Below are 18,853 nucleotides of genomic sequence, written 5' to 3' on the forward strand. Positions count from 1 at the left end.
CGTCTGAAGGGGCGGCTGAGGTCTTCATGCTTCGACCAAGCACTCGTGTGGTCTCCCTCTCTCCCGAACGGCTGGCCGGCCTGCGCCGCCGGGCCGGCGACCATCCCGACGGGGTTCTGCTGGAGGCCTGTGCGATCGGGCTGGCGTACTGGGCGGACGGGCCGGACGGCATCGACGGGCTCGCGCTCACGCCCGGCACGCCGTTCGCCGACGTGCTGGCCTGGGCGGCGGGCGGCGGCCGCGCACCGGAGCGCTGGCGGGCAGACGGCCTCGGCATCGCCGTCCCGGAGGGCGTCGATCTCGCCGACGCCCAGCTCGCGCTGGACGACCTGGCCGACTTCCCCGACCGGCCCATCGGCACCATCGCCCCGTCGAGCATCGAGATCCGGCTCGCCCAGCTCGCCCGATGGAACGACACCCGCGCCGACCGGGTCAGGCCGACCATCGTGGAGCTCTTCCACGAACAGGTACGCACCCGTCCCGACGCCGTCGCCATCGTGGACGAGCGCCGCACGCTCACCTACCGCGAGACCGCCGAGCTGGCCCACCAGCTCGCCCACCACCTCATCGAGCGCGGGCTGGCCGCCGAGCAGACCGTCGGCATCTCGCTGGAACGCTCGGCCGAGATGGTGATCGGGCTGCTGGCGGTGCTCATGGCGGGCGGCGCGTTCGTGCCGCTCGACCCGCACTGGCCGGCCGAGCGCCGCGCCCAGGTCATCGCCGACGCCGGGCTCGTCGCGCAGCTCGACCGCACCGGCGAGCACGACCCCGCAGAGCCGGACGCGGTGGCCGTGGACCTCGACGCCTGGGGCTACGGCTGCTACCCGGCCACCGAGACCGGGGTGACCGTGCCGGGGCCCGCGCTGGCGTACGTGATCTTCACCTCCGGCTCCACCGGGCGGCCCAAGGGCGCGATGATCCGGCATGAGGCGATCAGCGAGCGGCTGCTGTGGCAGTCGCAGGAGATCCTCGGCTTCGGGCCCGACGACGCCTCGCTGTTCAAGGCGCCGCTGTCGTTCGACATCTCGATCAACGAGATCTTCCTGCCGCTGGTCTGCGGCGGCCGGCTGGTGGTGCTGCGGCCCGGCGGCGAGCGCGACCCCCACCACCTGCTCCGCGTGATCGCCGAGCAGCGGGTGACGTTCACGTACCTGGTGTCGTCGATGCTGGACGTGCTGCTGGAGATGGCCGGCGACTCGGGTCGCCTGGACAGCCTGCGGCACGTGTGGTGCGGCGGCGAGGTGCTCACCCCCGAGCTGTACGAGCGGTTCCGCACCCGTCTCGGCATCCCCCTCTACCACGGTTACGGCCCGGCGGAGGCGACGATCGGCGTCTCGCACGTCATCTACCGGGGCGAAGCCGAGCGCCTGTCCACCTCGATCGGCAAGGCCAACCCCAACACCTGCCTGTACGTGCTGGACGACGAGCTGCGCCCGGTGCCCGTCGGGGTGGGCGGCGAGCTGTACGCCGGCGGTTTCCTGCTGGGCCGCGGCTACGTCAACGCGCCCGGCCTGACCGCCTCCCGGTTCGTGGCCAACCCGTTCGCCTCCGACGGCTCCCGCCTGTACCGGACCGGCGACCTCGCCAGGTTCGCCCCCGACGGGTCGCTGGACTTCCTCGGCCGCGCCGACAACCAGGTGAAGATCCGCGGCATGCGGCTGGAGCTGGAGGACGTCGAGGTCGCACTCGCCGAGCACCCGGGCGTGCGGCACACGTGCGTGGCCGCCAAGAAGCACGCATCGGGCGGCACCTACCTGGTGGGGTACGTGATCCCGGCGGCCGGCCACGAGGACCTGCGGCCTGAGGACGTCCTGGAGTGGGCCGCCGGGCACATGGTCGAGTACATGGTGCCCGCTCACGTCGTCGTCATGGACGCGTTCCCGCTCACCCCCAACGGCAAGCTGGACCGGCGCGCGCTGCCCGACCCCGAGCCGCGGGCCGAGCGGGTCGTCGCGCCCGCCACCGAGGAGGAGCGCGCGGTGTGCGCGGCCGTCGCGTCCGTGCTCGGCCTGGACGAGACCGGCGCGGCCGGCGCGGTCGGCGTGGACCGCAACTTCTTCCGGCTCGGCGGCGACAGCATCCTCGCGATCTCGCTGATCAGCGCGCTGCGCGAGCGGGGCCTGCACATCACGGCGGCGCAGGTCTTCGCCTCCCCCACGCTGGGCGCGCTCGCGGCGGTGGCCCAGCGGGAGGACGCCGCCGCCGACCCCTCCGACGTCGCCACCGGGCCGATCACCGGGTCGCCGATCCTGCGGTGGCTCGGCGAGACGACGGACGCGATCGGCGGGTTCGCGCAGTCGGTGGTGCTCAACACGCCGGACGGGCTGACCGGCGAGGCGCTCGATGCGATGCTCGCCGCCCTGCTCGACCGGCACCCCATGCTGCGGGCGCGGCTGGTGCGCGGCGAGCGCTGGGGCTTCGACGTCCCCGCCGCCGCTGCTCACCAAGGCGGCGCGCTCTGGGAGGAGAGCGACCGGAGCCTTGATGAGTGCGTGGACCGGGCCGTGTCGGCGCTGGACCCGGATGGGGGCGTGATGCTGCGCGCCGTGTGGCGGCGGGCGGAGCGGCAGCTCGTGCTGGCCGCGCACCACGTGGTGATCGACGGCGTCTCGTGGCGCATCCTCATGGACGACCTGGCCACCGCCTGGCGGCGGCTCTCCTGCGGGGAGCCGATCGCGCTGCCGCCCGCGGGCACGTCGTTCCGGCGCTGGACGCAGGTGCTGGAGTCGGCGGACTTCGCGGCCGGCCGCGCGTACTTCGCCCGCCCGCTTCCCGGCGCGGACCTGCCGCTGGGCAGGCGGCCGCTGGAGGCGTCGGACACCGTGGCCCGCGAGCGCACGCACGTCGTCACCGTCGGCCCTGAGGTGACCGCCGCGCTGCTGGGCGACCTGCCCGCGAGGTTCCACGCGAAGGTCAACGACGTGCTGCTGACCGCGCTGGCCGTCGCGCTCGCCCGCCGCCGCCGCGACCTGGGGCAGGAGCAGACGTTCGCGCACGTCGAGCTGGAGGGGCACGGCCGCGAGGGACGGTTCGTCGCCGCGTCGGCCGGGTTCGAGCCCGAGCTGTCGCGGACCGTGGGCTGGTTCACCACGTTGTTCCCGGTGACCGTGGACCCGGGCGCGGCGGACGACTTCACCGACCCCGCATACCTGGCGGCGGCGCTGAAGCGGGTCAAGGAGGACCTGGCCGGGGTGCCGGGCAACGGCCTCGCCTACGGCGTGCTGCGCCACCTGCGCGGCGTCGCGTTCGACGCGCCCGCGCCGCAGGTGCTGTTCAACTATCTCGGCAGGTACGAGGCGGGCACGCGGGCGGACTGGCGGCTCGCGGTCGCGACGGGGCAGCTCGGCGAGCGGCGCGACCCGGGGATGCGGCTGCCGCGCCCCCTGGAGTTCAACGCCATCGCCGAGCCGGGGCCGACGGGCGCGTACGAGCTGGTCACCACGATCTCCTGGCCCGAAGGAGTCTTCACCGGCGCCGACATCGAGGCGCTGGCCGGCTACTACCGGCAGGCGCTCGAGTCGCTGGCCGCGCTCCAAGACGGCGGCCACTCCCCCAGCGACTTCCTGCCGCTCGTCCTCACCCAGGCCGACGTGGACGCCCTCGACGGCCCCGCGCTGCGCGACATCCTCCCGCTGACCCCGCTGCAGGAGGGCCTGTACTTCCACTCGGTCTTCGACGGCGAATCGGCGGGCGGCTACGTCGAGCAGCAGATCATCACCCTGGACGGCCCGGTGGACGCCGACCGGCTCGCCGCGGCGGCCACGAGGCTGCTCGCGCTCTATCCGAACCTGGCGGCGCGGTTCGTGGCGCTCGCCGACGGCCGCGTCGTCTCGGTGCTGGAGGACGGCGTGCGCGCGCCGTTCTCCACGCTGGACCGGCCCGGCATCACCGACGAGGAGCTGCGTGACCTCGCCGAGCGGGACCGGCGCGCCGGGTTCGACCTCGCGACGGGGCCGCTCATGCGGTACACGCTCATCCGCCGGAGCCCCGGCCGGCACGTCCTGGTGCAGACCGTGCACCACATCGTCGCCGACGGCTGGTCGGTGCCGGTGATGCTGCGGGCGCTGCTGGACGAATACCACCGGCCGGGCAGCGGGTACGCGGACGACGGCTTCGCCGCGTACGTACGGGAGCTGGCCGGGCGGGACGACGCCGGGAGCGAGCGGGTCTGGCGCGAGCAGCTCGACGGGCTGGCGGGCCCCTCGCTGGTGGCCGAGGGTCACACCCCGTCGGACCGGTACGCCGACGTCACCGAGATCCCGGACGCCGACATCGACGAGGCCGCTCGGGCGGCGGGGGTGCCGCTGAGCGTGGCCGTGCACAGCGCGTGGGCCGCCACGCTGGGCGGCATCCTGCAGCGCACGGACGTGGTGTTCGGCTCCACGGTGTCCGGGCGGGAGGTGGACGTCCCCGGCGTCCAGGACATGGTGGGGTTGCTGATCAACACGATCCCCGTGCGCGCGCGGTGGGACGCCGCTACCACGGCGGGCGAGCTGCTGGAGTCCGTGCGCGCGCACCAGAGCGCGGTGCGCGGCCACCAGCACGTCTCGCTCACCGCGATCGGGCGGGCGGCGGGCGGCGGGCCGCTGTTCGACACGCTCGTGGTGTTCGACGTCGCCACCGACGTGGCGAGCCTGCGCAGGCCCGGCGACGATCTGATCATCACCGAGGTCGTGAACGAGGGCGCGCCGCACTATCCGCTGACCCTGGTCGTGGCGCGGGAGCCCGGCGGCGGGCCGCGCTTCACCCTCATCTACGACGGCGCGCTGCTGCGGGAGCGGGGCGCGCGGCACATCCTGGGCACGTTCACCCGCACGCTCGTCCGGTTGCTCACCCGGCCGGACGGCCCCGTCAGCGAGCCCGCACCGGCCCTGCCCGCACATGGCGGTGAGCACATCACGCTCGGCGGGCTGTTCGACGCCGCCGCCGCGCGGCACCCCGATACCGTGGCCGTCACCCAGTGCGCGCTGGACGGCGGCACCCGGTCGATGACGTACCGGGAGGTGCGGGAGGCCAAGGAGCGGCTGGCCTCGGCGCTGCGCGCGGCCGGGGTGGGGCCCGGCGACCGGGTGGCGGTCGCGATGCCGCGCTCGCTCGAACAGGTCGTCGCGATCATCGCGGCCGTCACGGCGGGCGGCGCGTACGTGCCGCTCGACCCGGCGTACCCGGACGAGCGGCTGGCGTACCTGCTGGCCGACTCCGCGCCCAAGGTGGTGCTCGCGGACCGGGAGCGGCGCGACCGCATGGCGCGGCTGGCCGGCGGGCGGGTGCCCGTGCTCGTCCAGGACGACGACCTGCCGCTCGACCCCTCCAGGCCGCGTGTCGCCGCGCACGACCCCGCGTACGTGATCTACACCTCCGGCTCGACCGGCCGGCCCAAGGGCGTGGTGGTGCCGCACTCCGCCGTTCTGTCGCTGCTCGCCGGCACATGGCCGGACATGCGGTTCGGACCGGATGACGTGTGGGTGCAGTTCCACTCGGCGTCGTTCGACTTCGCGGTGTGGGAGCTGTGGGGCGCGCTGGCGCACGGCGGTGAGCTGCTGGTGCCGGAGTACGCGCTCACCCGCTCCCCCACCGACTTCCACCGCCTGGTGCGCGAGCGCGGGGTGACCGTGCTGAACCAGACACCCTCCGCGTTCTACCAGCTCGCCGAGGCCGACCGGCACGCCGATCAGCGCATGGAGTCGCTGCGGCTGGTGATCTTCGGCGGCGAGGCGCTGGACCTCGGACGGCTGCGCGGCTGGGTCGGGCGGTACGGCACGCGCGCGCCCGAACTGGTCAACATGTACGGCATCACCGAGACCACCGTGCATGTCACCCACCGGGTGCTGACCGACGAGGACTTCGCGGGCTCCGCCGTGTCGCCGATCGGGCGGGCGATCCCCGGCCTGGTCACGTACCTGCTGGATGAGCTGCTGCGGCCGGTGCCGCCCGGCCGGGCAGGCGCCGTTTACGTGGCGGGTGCGCAGCTCGCGCTCGGCTACCTGGGGCGGCGCGGGCTGACCGCGTCGCGGTTCGTGGCGGATCCCTTTGCCGGTGACGGGTCCAGGATGTACCACACGGGCGACCTGGCGCGGCGGACGCTGGACGGGGAGCTGGAGTTCGTCGGGCGGGCCGACGACCAGGTGCAGCTCAAGGGGTTCAGGATCGAGCTCGGCGAGGTCGAGTCGGCCATCCGGGACCTGGACGGGGTCGTGGACGTGGCCGTCACCGTCGCTCCGTCCGGTGACCATCTCGTGGCGCACGTGGCCGGCCGGGTGCCGGACGACTGGGCCGGCCTGCTGGGGGCGCGGCTGCCCGCGTACATGGTGCCGGGGCTGATGCTGCCGATCGACGCGCTGCCGCTGACCGTCAACGGCAAGCTGGACCGCGCCGCCCTGGCCGCCCGCACCGCCGGACAAGCGGACGCCGCCTCCTCTCACCCCTCACCCGCGCCGGGCGTCGAAGCCGTCGTGAGTGCGCTGGTCGGGGTGTTCGCCGAGACGCTGCCGGGTGTCGAGGTGGACGCCGACACCGATTTCTTCCGCGCCGGGGGCGACAGCATCGTGGCCATCGCCCTGGTCAACCGGGCGAGGGCGCTCGGGCTGCCGGTCACACCGCGCGAGGTGTTCCTGTTCAAGACGCCGCGCGCGCTCGCCGAGCACCTGGACGTGCCCGCCGAACCGGCGCCCCAGCCCGTCGCGCCCGCCACGCCCGCCGCCCGTGCGGACGGGCCGTTCGCGCCGACCCCGATCATGCTGCGGCAGCGCGAGCTGGGCGGCTCGCCGGCCAGGTTCGCGCAGGCCAGAACGCTGGCAGTACCGGACGAGGCCGGCTTGGCGGACGTCGAGCGGGCGGCGAACGCGGTCGTCGCCGCCCACCCGGCGCTGCGGCTGCGGCTGCGGATCGAGCACGGCGTGTGGACGCCGTGCACCGAGCCGCCGAGGCCCGTCGCCGTCGTCCGGGCGGCCGGGACCGACGCGAAGGCGGCGGCGGACGAGGCGGCCGGGCGGCTGGATCCCGAGTCCGGAAAGATGGTCGCGTTCACCTGGCTGGAGGCGTGCCGGACACTCGTCGTCACCGCGCACCACCTCGCCGTGGACGCGGTCTCCTGGCTGGTGCTGCTCGACGACCTGGCCGCCGCGCTGAGGGGCGCCGGCCTGCCGCCGGAGACGACGCCGTACGCGGACTACGCCGACGCCCTGGCCGCCACCGCCGCCCACGGCACCGGTTCCCTCGGCCGCTGGCTCACCACCCTGGACGCGCCCCCGCTGCTGCCCGGCACGCCCGGGGGGCGGCGGACGGTGACGGTGGAGGTCGCGCCGGAGGTCAGCGCGGCCGTCACGCGGGACGCGCCCGCCGCGCTCGGCGTCGGCGTGACCGAGCTGCTGTGCGGGGCGCTGCGGGCCGCGCTGACCCGCGTCCAGGACGTACCGGATGATCTGGCGATCGACCTGGAACGGCACGGCCGGGTCCCGGTGCTGCCGCACCACGACTACACGCGCACGGTCGGCTGGTTCACCTCGATCGCGCCCGTCCGGCTGGCCCCGCACACCGACCCGGTGGCGGCGGCGCGCGAGCTGGCCGAGCGGCAGCCGGACGAGCACGCGCACCTCGCCTACGGGCGGCTCCGCTACCTCAACCCGCAGACGGCCCCGCTGCTGACCGGGCGGCCGCAGGTGCTCTTCAACTACCTCGGCCAGGGCAGCGAGTCCCAGGCGGTGGAGGTCACGGGGGACGCGCCTTGCCATTACGCGGTCGAGGCGGACGCCTGGCTGGAGGCGGGCACCGGGGCGCTGCGTGCCACGTTCGCGCTGGCCGAGGGCGTACCGGACGAGCTGGCCGAGCACTGGCGGGACGCGGTCGGCGAGGTCGCGCGGGCCGCGGCGGCGGCCGAGCGGACCGCGCCGGTGACCCCGCTGCAGCAGGGCCTGTTCTACCAGGCGCAGCTCTCCGGCCCCTCCGGGCACTACGTGGCGCAGAGCTGCTTCACCTTCGACCGCCGCCTGGACCCCGAGGCGCTGGCCGGCGCGATGGCGTACGTGATCGCCCGGCATCCCGGCGTCGGGGCCGGGTTCACCACCGGCGCGGACGGCGTGCCCGTCCAGGTGCTGGCGGCGGGCCGCCGGGTGGAGGTGCGGACCGTGGAGGTGGCGTCGGACGCCGAGGCCGAGGAGTTGCGCACCCGCGACCGGGCCACCGGCTTCGACCTTGAAGATCCGCCGCTGATCAGGATGACCGTGCTGCGCCGCCCGGGCGGCGGGGACGTGCTGCTGCTCAGCTACCACCTGCTGCTGTGGGACGGCTGGTCGCGCGAGATCGTGCTGCGCGATCTGTTCGCCGCCTACGAGGCGGTGCTCGCCGGCCGGCCGCTCGACCCGGCTCCCGCGACGCCGGGCTTCGAGGAGTACGCCCGCGCGCTCGCCGCCCGCGACCCCGCGCCGGCCAGGCGGTTCTGGGCCGAGCAGCTCGCCGGCCTGCCCGGGCCGACGCTGCTCGCGGGTCCCGCGCCGAAGCTGCGCGACGGGCTGCCGCAGGCGCTCGTACGGACGCTGTCCGCCGAGCGGTCGGAGCGGCTGCGCGCGGCGGCGCGGACGCACGGCGTCACCCTCAACACGGTGCTGACCGGCGCGTTCGGCCTGCTGCTCGGCGCGCACACCGGCCGCTCGGACGCGGTCTTCGGCGTCACCGTCTCCGGCCGCGACGGGCAGCAGTTCCCGGGCCTGGACGGCATGGTGGGCGTGCTGCTCAACACCGTCCCGATGTGGACGCGGCCCCGCCCGGCCGGCACCGTAGGCGACTATCTGGCGGAGGTGCAGGCGGCCAGGGCCGCCGCGATGGAGCACGAGCACCTGGGGCTGGGCGACATCCAGCGCGACACCGGCCACGACACGCTGTTCGACAACCTCTTCGTGCTGCAGAACTTCCTCGACCTGGACGCGCTGGAGGAGATCAACGCCCGGCACGGCATCGTCGAGGTGCGCGCCGACGACTCCACGCACTACCCGTTCACCTGGGTGGTCACGCCGGGCGAGCGGCTGACGGTGAAGCTGGAGTACCGCGACGGCGACACCGCGCGCGCCGAGCGGCTCCTGGACGACTACCTGCTCCTGCTCGACGAGCTGGCCCGCGCCGGCGGCCCGGTCGCGGCCCTGCCCGGCCTGGGCCCGACGCCGGTGCCGGGCCCGCGTACGGACGTCGGCACCGAGACCGTGGTGGACCTGTTCGACCGGGCGGCCGAGCGTTCCCCGCACCGGACGGCGCTCGTCGCGGGCGGCGCGTCGATGACGTTCGAGCAGCTCAAGGAGCGCAGCAGGGCGGTGGCCGGGGTGCTCGCCCGGCGCGGCATCGGCCCCGAGCGGACCGTCGCGCTGGCCGTCCCGCGCTCGCTCGACTCGATCGTGGCGCTGTTCGCCGTGCTGCGGACGGGGGCCGCGTACGTGCCGCTGGAGCTGGACCACCCGGACGAGCGGATCGCCGCGATCGTCGCCGACGCCCGCCCCGACGTCGTCCTCACGGTGAGCGCGGTCGCGTCCCGCCTGCGCGGCACCGCCGCGGAGCTGATCGAGCTGGACCGGCCGCTGCCGGAGGCGGAGCCGTACGTGACGTTCGCGCCCGGCGACCCCGACCGGCTGCGGCACCCCGCGTACGTCATCTACACCTCCGGCTCGACCGGGCGGCCGAAGGGCGTGGTGACGGAGTACGCCGGGCTGACGAACATGCTGCTCAACCACCAGCGCCGCATCTTCGAGCCGGTGCTGGCCGAGCACGGGCACCGGGTGTTCAGAATCGCGCACACGGTGTCGTTCGCGTTCGACATGTCGTGGGAGGAGCTGCTGTGGCTCGCCGACGGCCACGAGGTGCACATCTGCGACGAGGAGCTGCGCAGGGACGCGCCCCGGCTGGTCGCGTACTGCCTGGAGCACGGCATCGACGTCATCAACGTCACCCCCACCTACGCCCAGCAGCTGCTGGCCGAGGGGCTGCTCGACGACCCGGCGCGGCGGCCCGCGCTGGTGCTGCTCGGCGGCGAGGCGGTGACGCCCGGCCTGTGGTCGCGGCTCGCCGAGACCGAGAGCACGTGCGGCTACAACCTGTACGGGCCCACCGAGTACACGATCAACACGCTCGGCGTGGGCACGTTCGAGTGCGCCGACCCGGTGGTGGGCGTGCCGATCGACAACACCGACGTGTACGTGCTGGACCCGTGGCTGCGCCCGGTGCCCGACGGGGTGCCCGGCGAGCTGTACGTCTCGGGCATCGGCATCGCGCGCGGCTACCTCGGGCAGAGCGGGCAGACCGCGCACCGGTTCGTGGCCTGCCCGTTCGGCGAGCCGGGCGAGCGGATGTACCGCACGGGCGACCTCGTGCTGCGGCGGCCCGACGGCAACCTCGCCTACCTGGGCCGCACCGACCAGCAGGTCAAGATCCGGGGACACCGGGTGGAGCCGGGCGAGGTGGAGGCGGCGTTCGCGGCGCATCCGGCGGTGCGGTTCGCCGCGGCGGTGGCGCAGCCCGACCCGGGGGTTGACGGGGCGTACCGGCTGGCCGCCTACCTCGTGCTGGACGGCGCGGACCTCACCTCGGTCGCCGCCGAGGTGTGCGCCGCGCTGCCCGACTACCTGCGGCCCACCCACTACGCGCAGGTCCCCGCGATCCCGCTGACCGTGAACGGCAAGGCCGACACCAGGGCGCTGCCCGAGGCCAAGCCGCTCGGCGCGCTGACCTCCGCGGGCGAGCGGGGGCCCGCGACCGAGACCGAGGCGGTGGTGTGCGCGCTGTTCGCCGAGACGCTCGACCTGGACGACGACGAGGTGAGCGCGGTGAGCGACTTCCTGGCCATGGGCGGGCACTCCATGCTCGCGCTGCGGCTGGCCGGTCTGCTGCGCCGCGAGTTCGGCCCGGTCGTCACCGTACGCGACCTGTTCACCCTGAGAACCCCGCAAGCGCTGGCCCGCCACATCGATGAGCACTCCTGACATGACCGAAGAGACTCCTGTGCGCACGGGCTCCGACGTGCTGCGCGCCGCGCTGCGCCGCAACGCGCGCGCGATGACGGCGGGCACCCTGCTCATGGGGATGTACCAGGCGGCCGAGACCGCCTTCCCCATCGCGCTCGGCCTCATCGTCGAGCACACGCTGCAGGAGCGCAGCCTGGGCTCGCTGGCCCTGTCGATCGCGGCGCTCGCCGTGATCGTCACGACGGTGTCGCTGTCGTGGCGGTTCGGGATGCGCATCCTGCAGAAGGCCAACACGACCGAGGCGCACCGCTGGCGGGTCAGGATCGCCTCCTGCGCGCTGCAGCCGGTCGCCAGGGACACCGGGCTCAAGTCCGGCGAGGTGCTGACCATCGCCACCGAGGACGCCGACCAGACCGCCGACATCATCGAGGTGGTGCCGCTGCTGATCAGCTCGCTGGTCGCGGTCGTGGTGGCGGCGGTGGCGCTGGGCATGGCCAGCATGCCGCTCGGCCTGCTGGTGATCGCCGGCACGGCGGCCATCCTGTCGGCGCTCAGCGTGCTGTCGCGGCGCATCGGCGCCGGCACCCGCGAGCAGCAGGCCAGGGTGGCGCGGGCGGGCGCGAAGGTCGCCGACCTGATCAGCGGCCTGCGCCCGCTGCACGGCTTCGGCGGCGGGCACGCGGCGTTCCTGTCGTACCGGAAGGTCAGCGCGCACGCCCGCGACCAGGCGATCACCGTCGCCAAGGCCGCAGGCGCGTACGCCGGGACCGCGCTCGCGCTCAACACCCTGCTCGCCGCCGCCGTGACGCTGACGGCGGGCTGGCTGGCGCTGTCCGGGGAGATCTCCATCGGGGAGCTGGTCATGGCGGTGGGGCTCGCGCAGTTCATCATGGAGCCGCTCAAGCTGTTCTCCGAGATGCCCAAGTACGTGACGGTCGCGCGGGCGTCGGCCGACCGGATGGCGCTGGTGCTGGCCGCGCCGCCGGTGGCGGCGCCCGGCTCCGGGCATCCGCCTCCGGACGGCGACCTGGAGGTGGACGGCCTGCGCTTTGGGGCGCTCGACGGGCTGAAGTTCCACGTGCCCGCCGGTTCCTTCGTGGCGATCGCCGCCTACGACCAGCGCGCGGCGGCCGACCTCGTCGCCGTCTTGGGGGCGCGGGTGCCGCCCGGCGCATACGAGGGCGTGGTGCGGATCGGCGGCCGGGACATCCGGGAGCTGTCGGTCACCGGGGTGCGCGAGCATCTGCTGGTGAACCCGTACGACGCGGAGATCTTCGCCGGCACGCTGCGCAGCAACATCGACCCGTCGGGCACCGGCCGCGACGTCGCGGCGGCGGTGGAGGCGTCCATGCTGACCGACGTCGTGGCCCTGCACCCGGAGGGGCTCGACCATCCCGTACGCGACCGCGGCGCGAACCTGTCCGGCGGGCAGCGGCAGCGCCTGTCGCTGGCCCGCGCGCTCGCCGCCGACCCCGCCATCCTCGTGCTGCACGACCCGACCACGGCCGTGGACGCGGTCACCGAGCAGCTCATCGCCCGCAACCTGGCCGCGCTGCGCCGTGGCCGCACCACGGTGGTGATCACCGGCAGCCCGGCGCTGCTGGACGCGGCGGACCGCGTCCTCGTCCTGGACGGCGGCGTGATCGCCGCCGAGGGCGCCCACCGTGACCTGCTGTCCCGCGACGACACCTACCGCCTGGCCGTCGCCAGGTGAAACACCTAGAGAGGAACGAGCATGACCAACCCCTTCGACGACGCGGACGGCCGCTTCCTGGTGCTGGTCAACCCGGAGAACCAGCACTCGCTGTGGCCGTCGTTCGCGCCGGTGCCCGCCGGGTGGACCGTCGTGCTGCCCGAGACCACCCGCGCCGCCTGCCTGGAGTACATCGAGACGCACTGGACGGACCTGCGGCCCCGATCGCTGGCCGAGAGGGCCGGGAGCGCCGGGAGCGCCGGGAGCGCCGGAAACGTGGACACGTGACCTGACCTGATCTCCCGACTGTTTACGAGCCGCCGGTCGGGGCAGACGCGCCGCATGCCTGTTGTGGACCAGACGCTGATGTTGTTGCTCAAGGGATACGCCTGGCTCCCCGACCTGCGCAGGCGGGCGGCGGGCGACGTGGTGCGCACGCGCGTGCTCGGGCGGCGGGCGACCGGCCTGTGCGGTCCCGACGCCGCGCGTTTCTTCTACGACGAGGAGAACGTGGAGCGGCGGGCGGCGCTGCCCGGCCCGGTCAGGAGCACGCTGTTCGGCCACGGTTCGGTGCACGGCCTGGACGGCGCCGCACACCGGGTGCGCAAGGCGATGTTCACCTCGCTGTTCAGCGGGCCCGCCGTGGCCGCGCTCGTCGCGCACGTCACCACCGAGTGGGATCTCGCGGTGGCGTCCTGGGAGGGGCGGCCGGTGGTGCTGTTCGACGAGAGCGCCCTGATGCTGACCAGGGCGGTGTGCGAGTGGACCGGGCTGGCCGTGGACGAGGAGGACCTGCCGGAGCTGGCCGCCGACCTGGTCGCGATGGTGGACGGGCTGGGCACCGCCGGGCCCCGGCACTGGCGGGCCAGGCAGGCGCGGCGGCGGCGCGAAGCCTGGCTGGACCGGCTGGTCCGCGACCTGCGCAACGGCTGCGAGGAGGCGCCGCCCGACTCCGCCGCCGAGGTGGTGGCCGTGCACCGCGACGCCGGCGGCCGGCCGCTGCCCCCGCGCGTGGCGGCCGTGGAGCTGCTCAACGTGCTGCGGCCGACCGTGGCGGTCTCCTGGCTCATCACGTACGCGGCGCACGCCCTGCATCGCCGGCCCGAGCATCGTGCCCGGCTGGCCGGCGGCGACCCGGAGTTCGCCGAGGCGTTCGCGCACGAGCTGCGGCGCTTCTACCCGTTCGCGCCGCTGCTCGGCGGCCGGGCCGCGCGCGAGCTCGACTGGCGCGGCACGCACATCCCCCGCGGGTCGCTGATCCTGCTGGACGTGTACGGCCAGCACCACGACCCGAGGTACTGGCGTGACCCGTACACGTTCGACCCCCGCCGCTTTCTCGGCGCCGCGCCGGGCCCGTACGACCTGATCCCTCAGGGCGGCGGCGACGCGCACAGCGGCCACCGCTGTCCCGGCGAAGCGCTCACCATGGCACTGCTGCGCGCTGTCGCGCCCCGCCTGGCCAGGCTCGACTATGAGGTGCCGCGCCAGGACCTGACCATCTCCCTGCGCCGGATGCCCGCCCGCCCGGCCAGCGGCTTCATCCTCGTCCCCGCCCGCCCCGCACCCCTGGCGTCCCCGGCCTCTCCCTTCCCGCACGCCGGGCGCCGCGCCCCCGCCTGACCCTTCGCCTTGCGCTGCCTTGCCTGGCTCGCCGCGCGAGCGGAGCATGGGTGCCCATGATCAGAGAACCGCAGATCCTCGCCTGCTCCGGCGTGCTGTACCCGCCCGCGGACTACCGCCACCCCGGCGCCCAGATCTGGCAGGCCATGCGGCTGGCGGACGTCCGCAGGCCGCGCGTGTGCCTCATCGCCACGGCCACCGGCGACTCGCGCGAGCACATCACGGGCTGGTACGAACGGGCCGGCTCGTTCGGGGACGCGGAGCTGTCCCACCTCACGCTGTTCACCCAGCCGAACGTGCCCGACGTGCGGGCGCACCTGCGCGCCCAGGACGTGATCTTCGTCTCCGGCGGCAGCGTGGTCAACCTGCTCGCCGTCTGGCGCGCCCACCGGCTGGAGGAGATCCTGCGCGAGTGCTGGGAGTCGGGGGTGGTGCTGGCCGGGCAGAGCGCGGGCAGCCTGTGCTGGCACCTCGGCGGGGTGACCGACTCCTTCGGCGACCGGCTGGATGTGGTCGCCGACGGCCTGGCGTTCCTGCCGTTCTCCAACGGGGTGCACGACGACCTCGGCGATCAGCCCAGACGTACGAGCTTCCGCCGGGCCGTGGGCGCGGGCGAGCTGCCCGCCGGATACGCCACCGAGGACGGCGTGGCCCTGCACTATGTGGGGACCCGCTTGCATGAGGCGGTGGCCGTGCTGCCGGAGCGGCATGCCTGCTTCATCGAGCCGGGGCCGGGCGGAAGCCATCGGGAGACGGCGATACCTGCTCGGCTCTGGATGCCCTGAGAGTTTCGTCTCGGACGCTTCCGTGGCGGCGCATCCATATTTTATGCTTTTCCTACTCGAACACTGGGTTATTGTCGCCGACCGGAACAGGAAGACGCACCGATGAGCTCCGAGTTCCTCTGGTACATCCCGAACCAGAACGACCCAGGCCACCGCGGCGACGACGTCGTGGAGGGCCACAACAGCCTGGAGACCCTCACCAGTCATGCCCTGGCGCTGGAGAAGCACGGCTGGGAGGGGGCGCTCATCGGCACCGGCTGGGGGCGTCCCGACACCTTCACCGTCGCCACGGCGCTGGCCGCGCGCACGACGACGTTCCGGCCGCTGATCGCCGTGCGGCCCGGCTACTGGCATCCCGCCAAGTTCGCCTCCGCCGCCGCCACCCTCGACCACCTGACCGGCGGGCGGGTGCTCGTCAACATCGTCTCCGGCAAGGACAACCTCGCCGCCTACGGCGACAGCGAGGGCGACCAGGCCCAGCGCTACGCCCGTACCAGGGAGTTCCTGCAGATCGTGCGGCGGCTGTGGACCGAGGAGGACGTCACCTTCCACGGCGAGCACTTCCAGGTCACCGGCTCCACCGTGCGGCCGCGCCCGGTCGTCAGGGGCGAGCGCCGCCATCCGAGGCTCTACTTCGGCGGCGCGTCCGAGGCGGCCGAGCGGGTGGCCGCGACGGACGCCGACGTGCAGCTCTTCTGGGGCGAGCCGCTCGACGGGATCGCCGAGCGCATCGACCGCCTCAAGACGCTCAGCGAACGGCTCGGCAGGGAACTGCCGCCGCTGGAGTTCGGGCTGCGGGTGACCACGTTCGTCCGCGACACCACCGAGCAGGCGTGGGCCGACGCCGAGGCCAAGGTCGCCAAGATGTCGCAGGACGGCACCTTCCGCGACCCCAACCGGCACACCGCCGTCGGCCAGCAGCGCCTGCTCGGCCTGGCCGCCCGTGGCGAGGTGCTCGACGACAACCTCTACACCGCGCCCGGCAAGTACGGCGGCGGCGGAGCCGGCACCACGTGGCTGGTGGGCTCGCCTGAGGACGTCGCCAAGTCGCTGCGCCGCTACCAGGCGCTCGGCATCACGCACTTCATCCTGTCCGACACGCCGTACCTGCCGGAGATCAAGCGCCAGGGCGAACAGCTCCTGCCCCTGCTCCGCACCTGACCCCGCCCCCTTCTGTGCTTTCACGTGCCCGGCGGGCTTCTCCTCGGTCCGCCGGGCTCTTTCTCCGCCGCCGGCACCTTGTTTCTTTGCCCGCCGGCACCTTGTTTCTTCGCCGGCCGGCACCTTGTGGTTGCACCGCCCCCGACTCCACAGCCCGCGACCGCGAGGCGGTGTCCGGCTCATGAGGAGGCTGCTCGTCCTGGTGGCGGCGCTGGCGCTGACCGCCTGCGGGCAGGCGCCCGCCGGCCCGAGCCTCGGGAGCGGGGTTTCTCGTCACGGTGGAGAACTGCGGCCGTACGCTCACCTTCGGCCGCCCGCCGTCCAAGGCGGTGACCGGCTACCACCCGCCGCTGGAGACTCTGCTCGCGCTCGGGCTGGGTGACCGGGCGCACGTACGTCGGGGAGAGCGCGTTCCTGCCGGGTCAGAAGGAGCAGTACGACAAGATCCCGCAGATCTCCGGCACGACCATGCTGCCGCAGAGGGAGGTCATGCTCACCCAGGGCGCGGACTTCGTCCTGGACAACAGCGTGGCGGAGCTTCGACGCCGCCGGCGGCTACGCGACCGTGGAGGAGCTGGACGCGGCCGGCAGCCCCGTCTACATCCTGGGCGGCCGGTGCGGCCCCGAGGAGGTGCCGCAGTTCAGCATCGACGACACGCTCACCGGCCTGCGCTGCGAGGTGCTCACCGCCGAGCCGATCGCGCAGGTGTACGGAGTTCGCGCGACGCGCCGCACCCAGCTCGTCGTCGACCGCCTCGAGGACGACTGAGACCCCTGCCGGTCATCACAAACGGATGAGGTCGGCGACCTCCTCGGACAGGCCCGGCGAGGTCATGACATGGCCCATCCCGGGCACGACGTGCAGGACCGCGCCGGGAATCGCGGCCGCCAGCGCCTCACCGTGGGCCAGGGGATAGAGCGGATCCCGGTCGCCGTCCACGATCGAAGTCGGCGCGCTGATCGACGACAGCGGGGCGTCCAGGGAGGGATCGTCCAGCCACACGGCCCGGTGATGGCTGGCCGCCGCGCCCGGATCGACGGCCCGCGACAGGGCCAGCTCCAGCATCGCCCGGGCGGCCGGCTCACCCGCCAGTGCCCGCTTCATCGCCGGCCTCGGCTCGTGCCCCATCGGCGAGCTGGACATGATGGTCAACGACCGCGCCCGGTCCGGCGCATGCACCCCGAGCCACTGGGCGATCATGCCGCCCAGCGAGGTGCCCGCCACGTGCGCGGCGCCGAGCCCATCACCATCAGCACGGCGGGATCATCGGGATCTCCGGTCCGTTCGGTCCATGACCGCACCGGCCCGGAGTCCACGAACCGCTCCTGCGCGTTCAGCATGGAGGCACGCTAGCGGTCGCCTGCCGCCGGGCTCCAACCCTTATCGGGATTCGAGGTGCGAGCGCCGGCCTCGGCAATCCGCCGGGCCGGCACGTGGCCCTGCAGGCCGGCAGGACCACGCGGCCGAGCTGGGCGCCATCCCCGCGAACCCCGCGAAAGTCGAGGTGCATCCGCGGGTGCCGCAACAGCCCCGACCCGACACCGAGGCGGTCACAGCCGACGCGCTGATCGACCTCGTCGCCGGCGGGGCGGTGGCCCGCCGCCTGCGCCGGCTTCAGGCCGAGGCGCGGGCGGAAGGAGGCTCCCGGCGGAGCGCCGACCGCGGCGAAGAGCCGCCGAACCGCGGTGAGTCAGTCGGTGGGTTCGGCGTCAGGGCGGATCTCTTCGTCGTCGGTCGCCGCCTCGCGCCGTTCGTCCTCGACCTTCTGCTCGAGGTCGGGCGGTGGATCGATGGGCTCGGCCGGGATGGGGCGGCGGCTGGCTCTCAGCTCTACGCCGGCCCGCTTGGCGATCGTGTCGCTCTCCCCGTTCACCTTGCCGACGGCCGGGGGCAAGGAGGTGCCTTCGTCCTGTTGTGTCATGCCCGGGCCCCTGCCCGGGAACGGGGTCGCCACTCCACACAGCGATCGCACAAAACGGACATATGCATAGATTTGGGGCGATGTGGGTAGGTTGCGAGCAGGGATCGATTGCCCACCCCGCAAGGAGTGCTCCGGCTGTGGGGAAGCAGCCGGAGCACTCCTTGCCTCGGCTCACCAGGCCACGGCGAACGTCCCTCCGCCTACGAGCCGGCGGGTCTCATGCGGGAGTGCGTCGCCAAGGATCGGTTGGCGGCGATGTCGGTGCCGGTGGAAGCGGCCGATGAGGGTGAGGGCGGAGCCGACGCTCTCCGGGTCCTCCACGCGTTCGTCACCGTGCGTGTCATCGTCGCTGATCGTGAAGCGCAGCCCCGTCCATCAGGTGATCCAAAGCGTGCGGTTCGCCCCCGCGCCGCCCGCCGGTTGCCGGGCGAGAACGGGTCGAAGGAGACGATCACGCGCCCATCGCGGGCGTCGTCGCTCCTGCGTGGGCGGCTGGACGACGTGGACGCCGGCCACGCTCAATCGCTCGTACTCGGCTTCGATGTCATCGGCCTCGAACAGCACGTAGCCGGGCACGCCGGAGGGCGTCTCGGGCCATTGCGGATCGGCCTTCATCAGCACCGGGCGGGTGCCGCCGCCGGGAGGCGCGACCTCCAGCCATCGGTTCTCGCCGTAGGGCATGTCCCCAGCGTCGCACGGCACTACGACGACGACGGAACAAATTCGTCCGAA

The 18,853-nt window shown here is 73.9% G+C and carries 11 protein-coding genes; 7 read left to right on the plus strand and 4 right to left on the minus strand.

Annotated elements, in window-relative coordinates; genetic code table 11:
* Nucleotides 1-47 precede the first annotated feature (47 nt).
* The 7 genes from WBK31_RS17070 (at nucleotide 48) to WBK31_RS17100 (ending at nucleotide 16,968) form a co-directional block, all read left to right on the plus strand.
* The gene (locus WBK31_RS17070) at nucleotides 48-10,958 is read left to right on the plus strand and encodes an amino acid adenylation domain-containing protein (RefSeq protein WP_406675206.1); all 10,911 of its coding nucleotides are present in this window, start codon (nucleotides 48-50) and stop codon (nucleotides 10,956-10,958) included.
* A 1-nt stretch (nucleotide 10,959) separates the two neighbouring features.
* Complete coding sequence (locus WBK31_RS17075) at nucleotides 10,960-12,654, plus strand: ABC transporter ATP-binding protein (protein ID WP_406675207.1); 1,695 nt, start codon at nucleotides 10,960-10,962, stop codon at nucleotides 12,652-12,654.
* A gap of 21 nt (nucleotides 12,655-12,675) precedes the next feature.
* A complete protein-coding gene (locus WBK31_RS17080; protein WP_378788637.1) occupies nucleotides 12,676-12,921 on the plus strand; it encodes an MbtH family protein in 246 nt (81 codons plus the stop codon).
* Between the two features lie 54 nt (nucleotides 12,922-12,975).
* The gene (locus WBK31_RS17085) at nucleotides 12,976-14,253 is read left to right on the plus strand and encodes a cytochrome P450 (RefSeq protein WP_364052073.1); all 1,278 of its coding nucleotides are present in this window, start codon (nucleotides 12,976-12,978) and stop codon (nucleotides 14,251-14,253) included.
* 56 nt (nucleotides 14,254-14,309) lie between these two features.
* Entirely contained in the window at nucleotides 14,310-15,038 is a 729-nt protein-coding gene (locus tag WBK31_RS17090; RefSeq protein WP_406675208.1) for a Type 1 glutamine amidotransferase-like domain-containing protein, read from the plus strand.
* Nucleotides 15,039-15,140: 102 nt separating this feature from the next.
* Complete coding sequence (locus WBK31_RS17095) at nucleotides 15,141-16,199, plus strand: LLM class flavin-dependent oxidoreductase (protein ID WP_406675209.1); 1,059 nt, start codon at nucleotides 15,141-15,143, stop codon at nucleotides 16,197-16,199.
* 565 nt (nucleotides 16,200-16,764) lie between these two features.
* A complete protein-coding gene (locus WBK31_RS17100) occupies nucleotides 16,765-16,968 on the plus strand; it encodes a hypothetical protein (protein ID WP_364052082.1) in 204 nt (67 codons plus the stop codon).
* Nucleotides 16,969-16,983: 15 nt separating this feature from the next.
* Here the strand turns inward: WBK31_RS17100 and WBK31_RS17105 are convergent, their stop codons facing one another.
* The 4 genes from WBK31_RS17105 to WBK31_RS17120 form a co-directional block, all read right to left on the minus strand.
* Nucleotides 16,984-17,400: an alpha/beta fold hydrolase gene (locus WBK31_RS17105; RefSeq protein ID WP_406675210.1), complete on the minus strand. Its 417-nt coding sequence runs from the start codon at nucleotides 17,398-17,400 to the stop codon at nucleotides 16,984-16,986.
* On the minus strand, nucleotides 17,397-17,540 hold the full coding sequence (locus WBK31_RS17110; RefSeq protein ID WP_364052088.1) for a hypothetical protein: 144 nt from the start codon (nucleotides 17,538-17,540) through the stop codon (nucleotides 17,397-17,399). Before WBK31_RS17110 ends, WBK31_RS17105 begins: the two co-directional genes overlap by 4 nt.
* Nucleotides 17,541-17,890: 350 nt before the next feature.
* Nucleotides 17,891-18,121, minus strand: coding sequence for a hypothetical protein (locus WBK31_RS17115; protein ID WP_364052091.1), 231 nt, complete (start codon nucleotides 18,119-18,121; stop codon nucleotides 17,891-17,893).
* A 375-nt stretch (nucleotides 18,122-18,496) separates the two neighbouring features.
* The gene (locus tag WBK31_RS17120; protein WP_364052094.1) at nucleotides 18,497-18,802 is read right to left on the minus strand and encodes a hypothetical protein; all 306 of its coding nucleotides are present in this window, start codon (nucleotides 18,800-18,802) and stop codon (nucleotides 18,497-18,499) included.
* Nucleotides 18,803-18,853: the final 51 nt, after the last annotated feature.

Source organism: Nonomuraea sp. N2-4H (assembly GCF_045291505.1).
Taxonomy (GTDB): domain Bacteria; phylum Actinomycetota; class Actinomycetes; order Streptosporangiales; family Streptosporangiaceae; genus Nonomuraea; species Nonomuraea fastidiosa.

Bases quoted from the DNA above. Each gene is read 5' to 3' on its own strand.
- WBK31_RS17075 (WP_406675207.1), top strand. From the start codon at position 10,960: ATGACCGAAGAGACTCCTGTGCGCACGGGCTCCGACGTGCTGCGCGCC.
- WBK31_RS17080 (WP_378788637.1), top strand. From the start codon at position 12,676: ATGACCAACCCCTTCGACGACGCGGACGGCCGCTTCCTGGTGCTGGTC.
- WBK31_RS17085 (WP_364052073.1), top strand. From the start codon at position 12,976: ATGCCTGTTGTGGACCAGACGCTGATGTTGTTGCTCAAGGGATACGCC.
- WBK31_RS17090 (WP_406675208.1), top strand. From the start codon at position 14,310: ATGATCAGAGAACCGCAGATCCTCGCCTGCTCCGGCGTGCTGTACCCG.
- WBK31_RS17095 (WP_406675209.1), top strand. From the start codon at position 15,141: ATGAGCTCCGAGTTCCTCTGGTACATCCCGAACCAGAACGACCCAGGC.
- WBK31_RS17105 (WP_406675210.1), bottom strand. From the start codon at position 17,400: ATGATCGCCCAGTGGCTCGGGGTGCATGCGCCGGACCGGGCGCGGTCG.
- WBK31_RS17110 (WP_364052088.1), bottom strand. From the start codon at position 17,540: ATGCTGAACGCGCAGGAGCGGTTCGTGGACTCCGGGCCGGTGCGGTCA.
- WBK31_RS17115 (WP_364052091.1), bottom strand. From the start codon at position 18,121: ATGACACAACAGGACGAAGGCACCTCCTTGCCCCCGGCCGTCGGCAAG.
- WBK31_RS17120 (WP_364052094.1), bottom strand. From the start codon at position 18,802: ATGCCCTACGGCGAGAACCGATGGCTGGAGGTCGCGCCTCCCGGCGGC.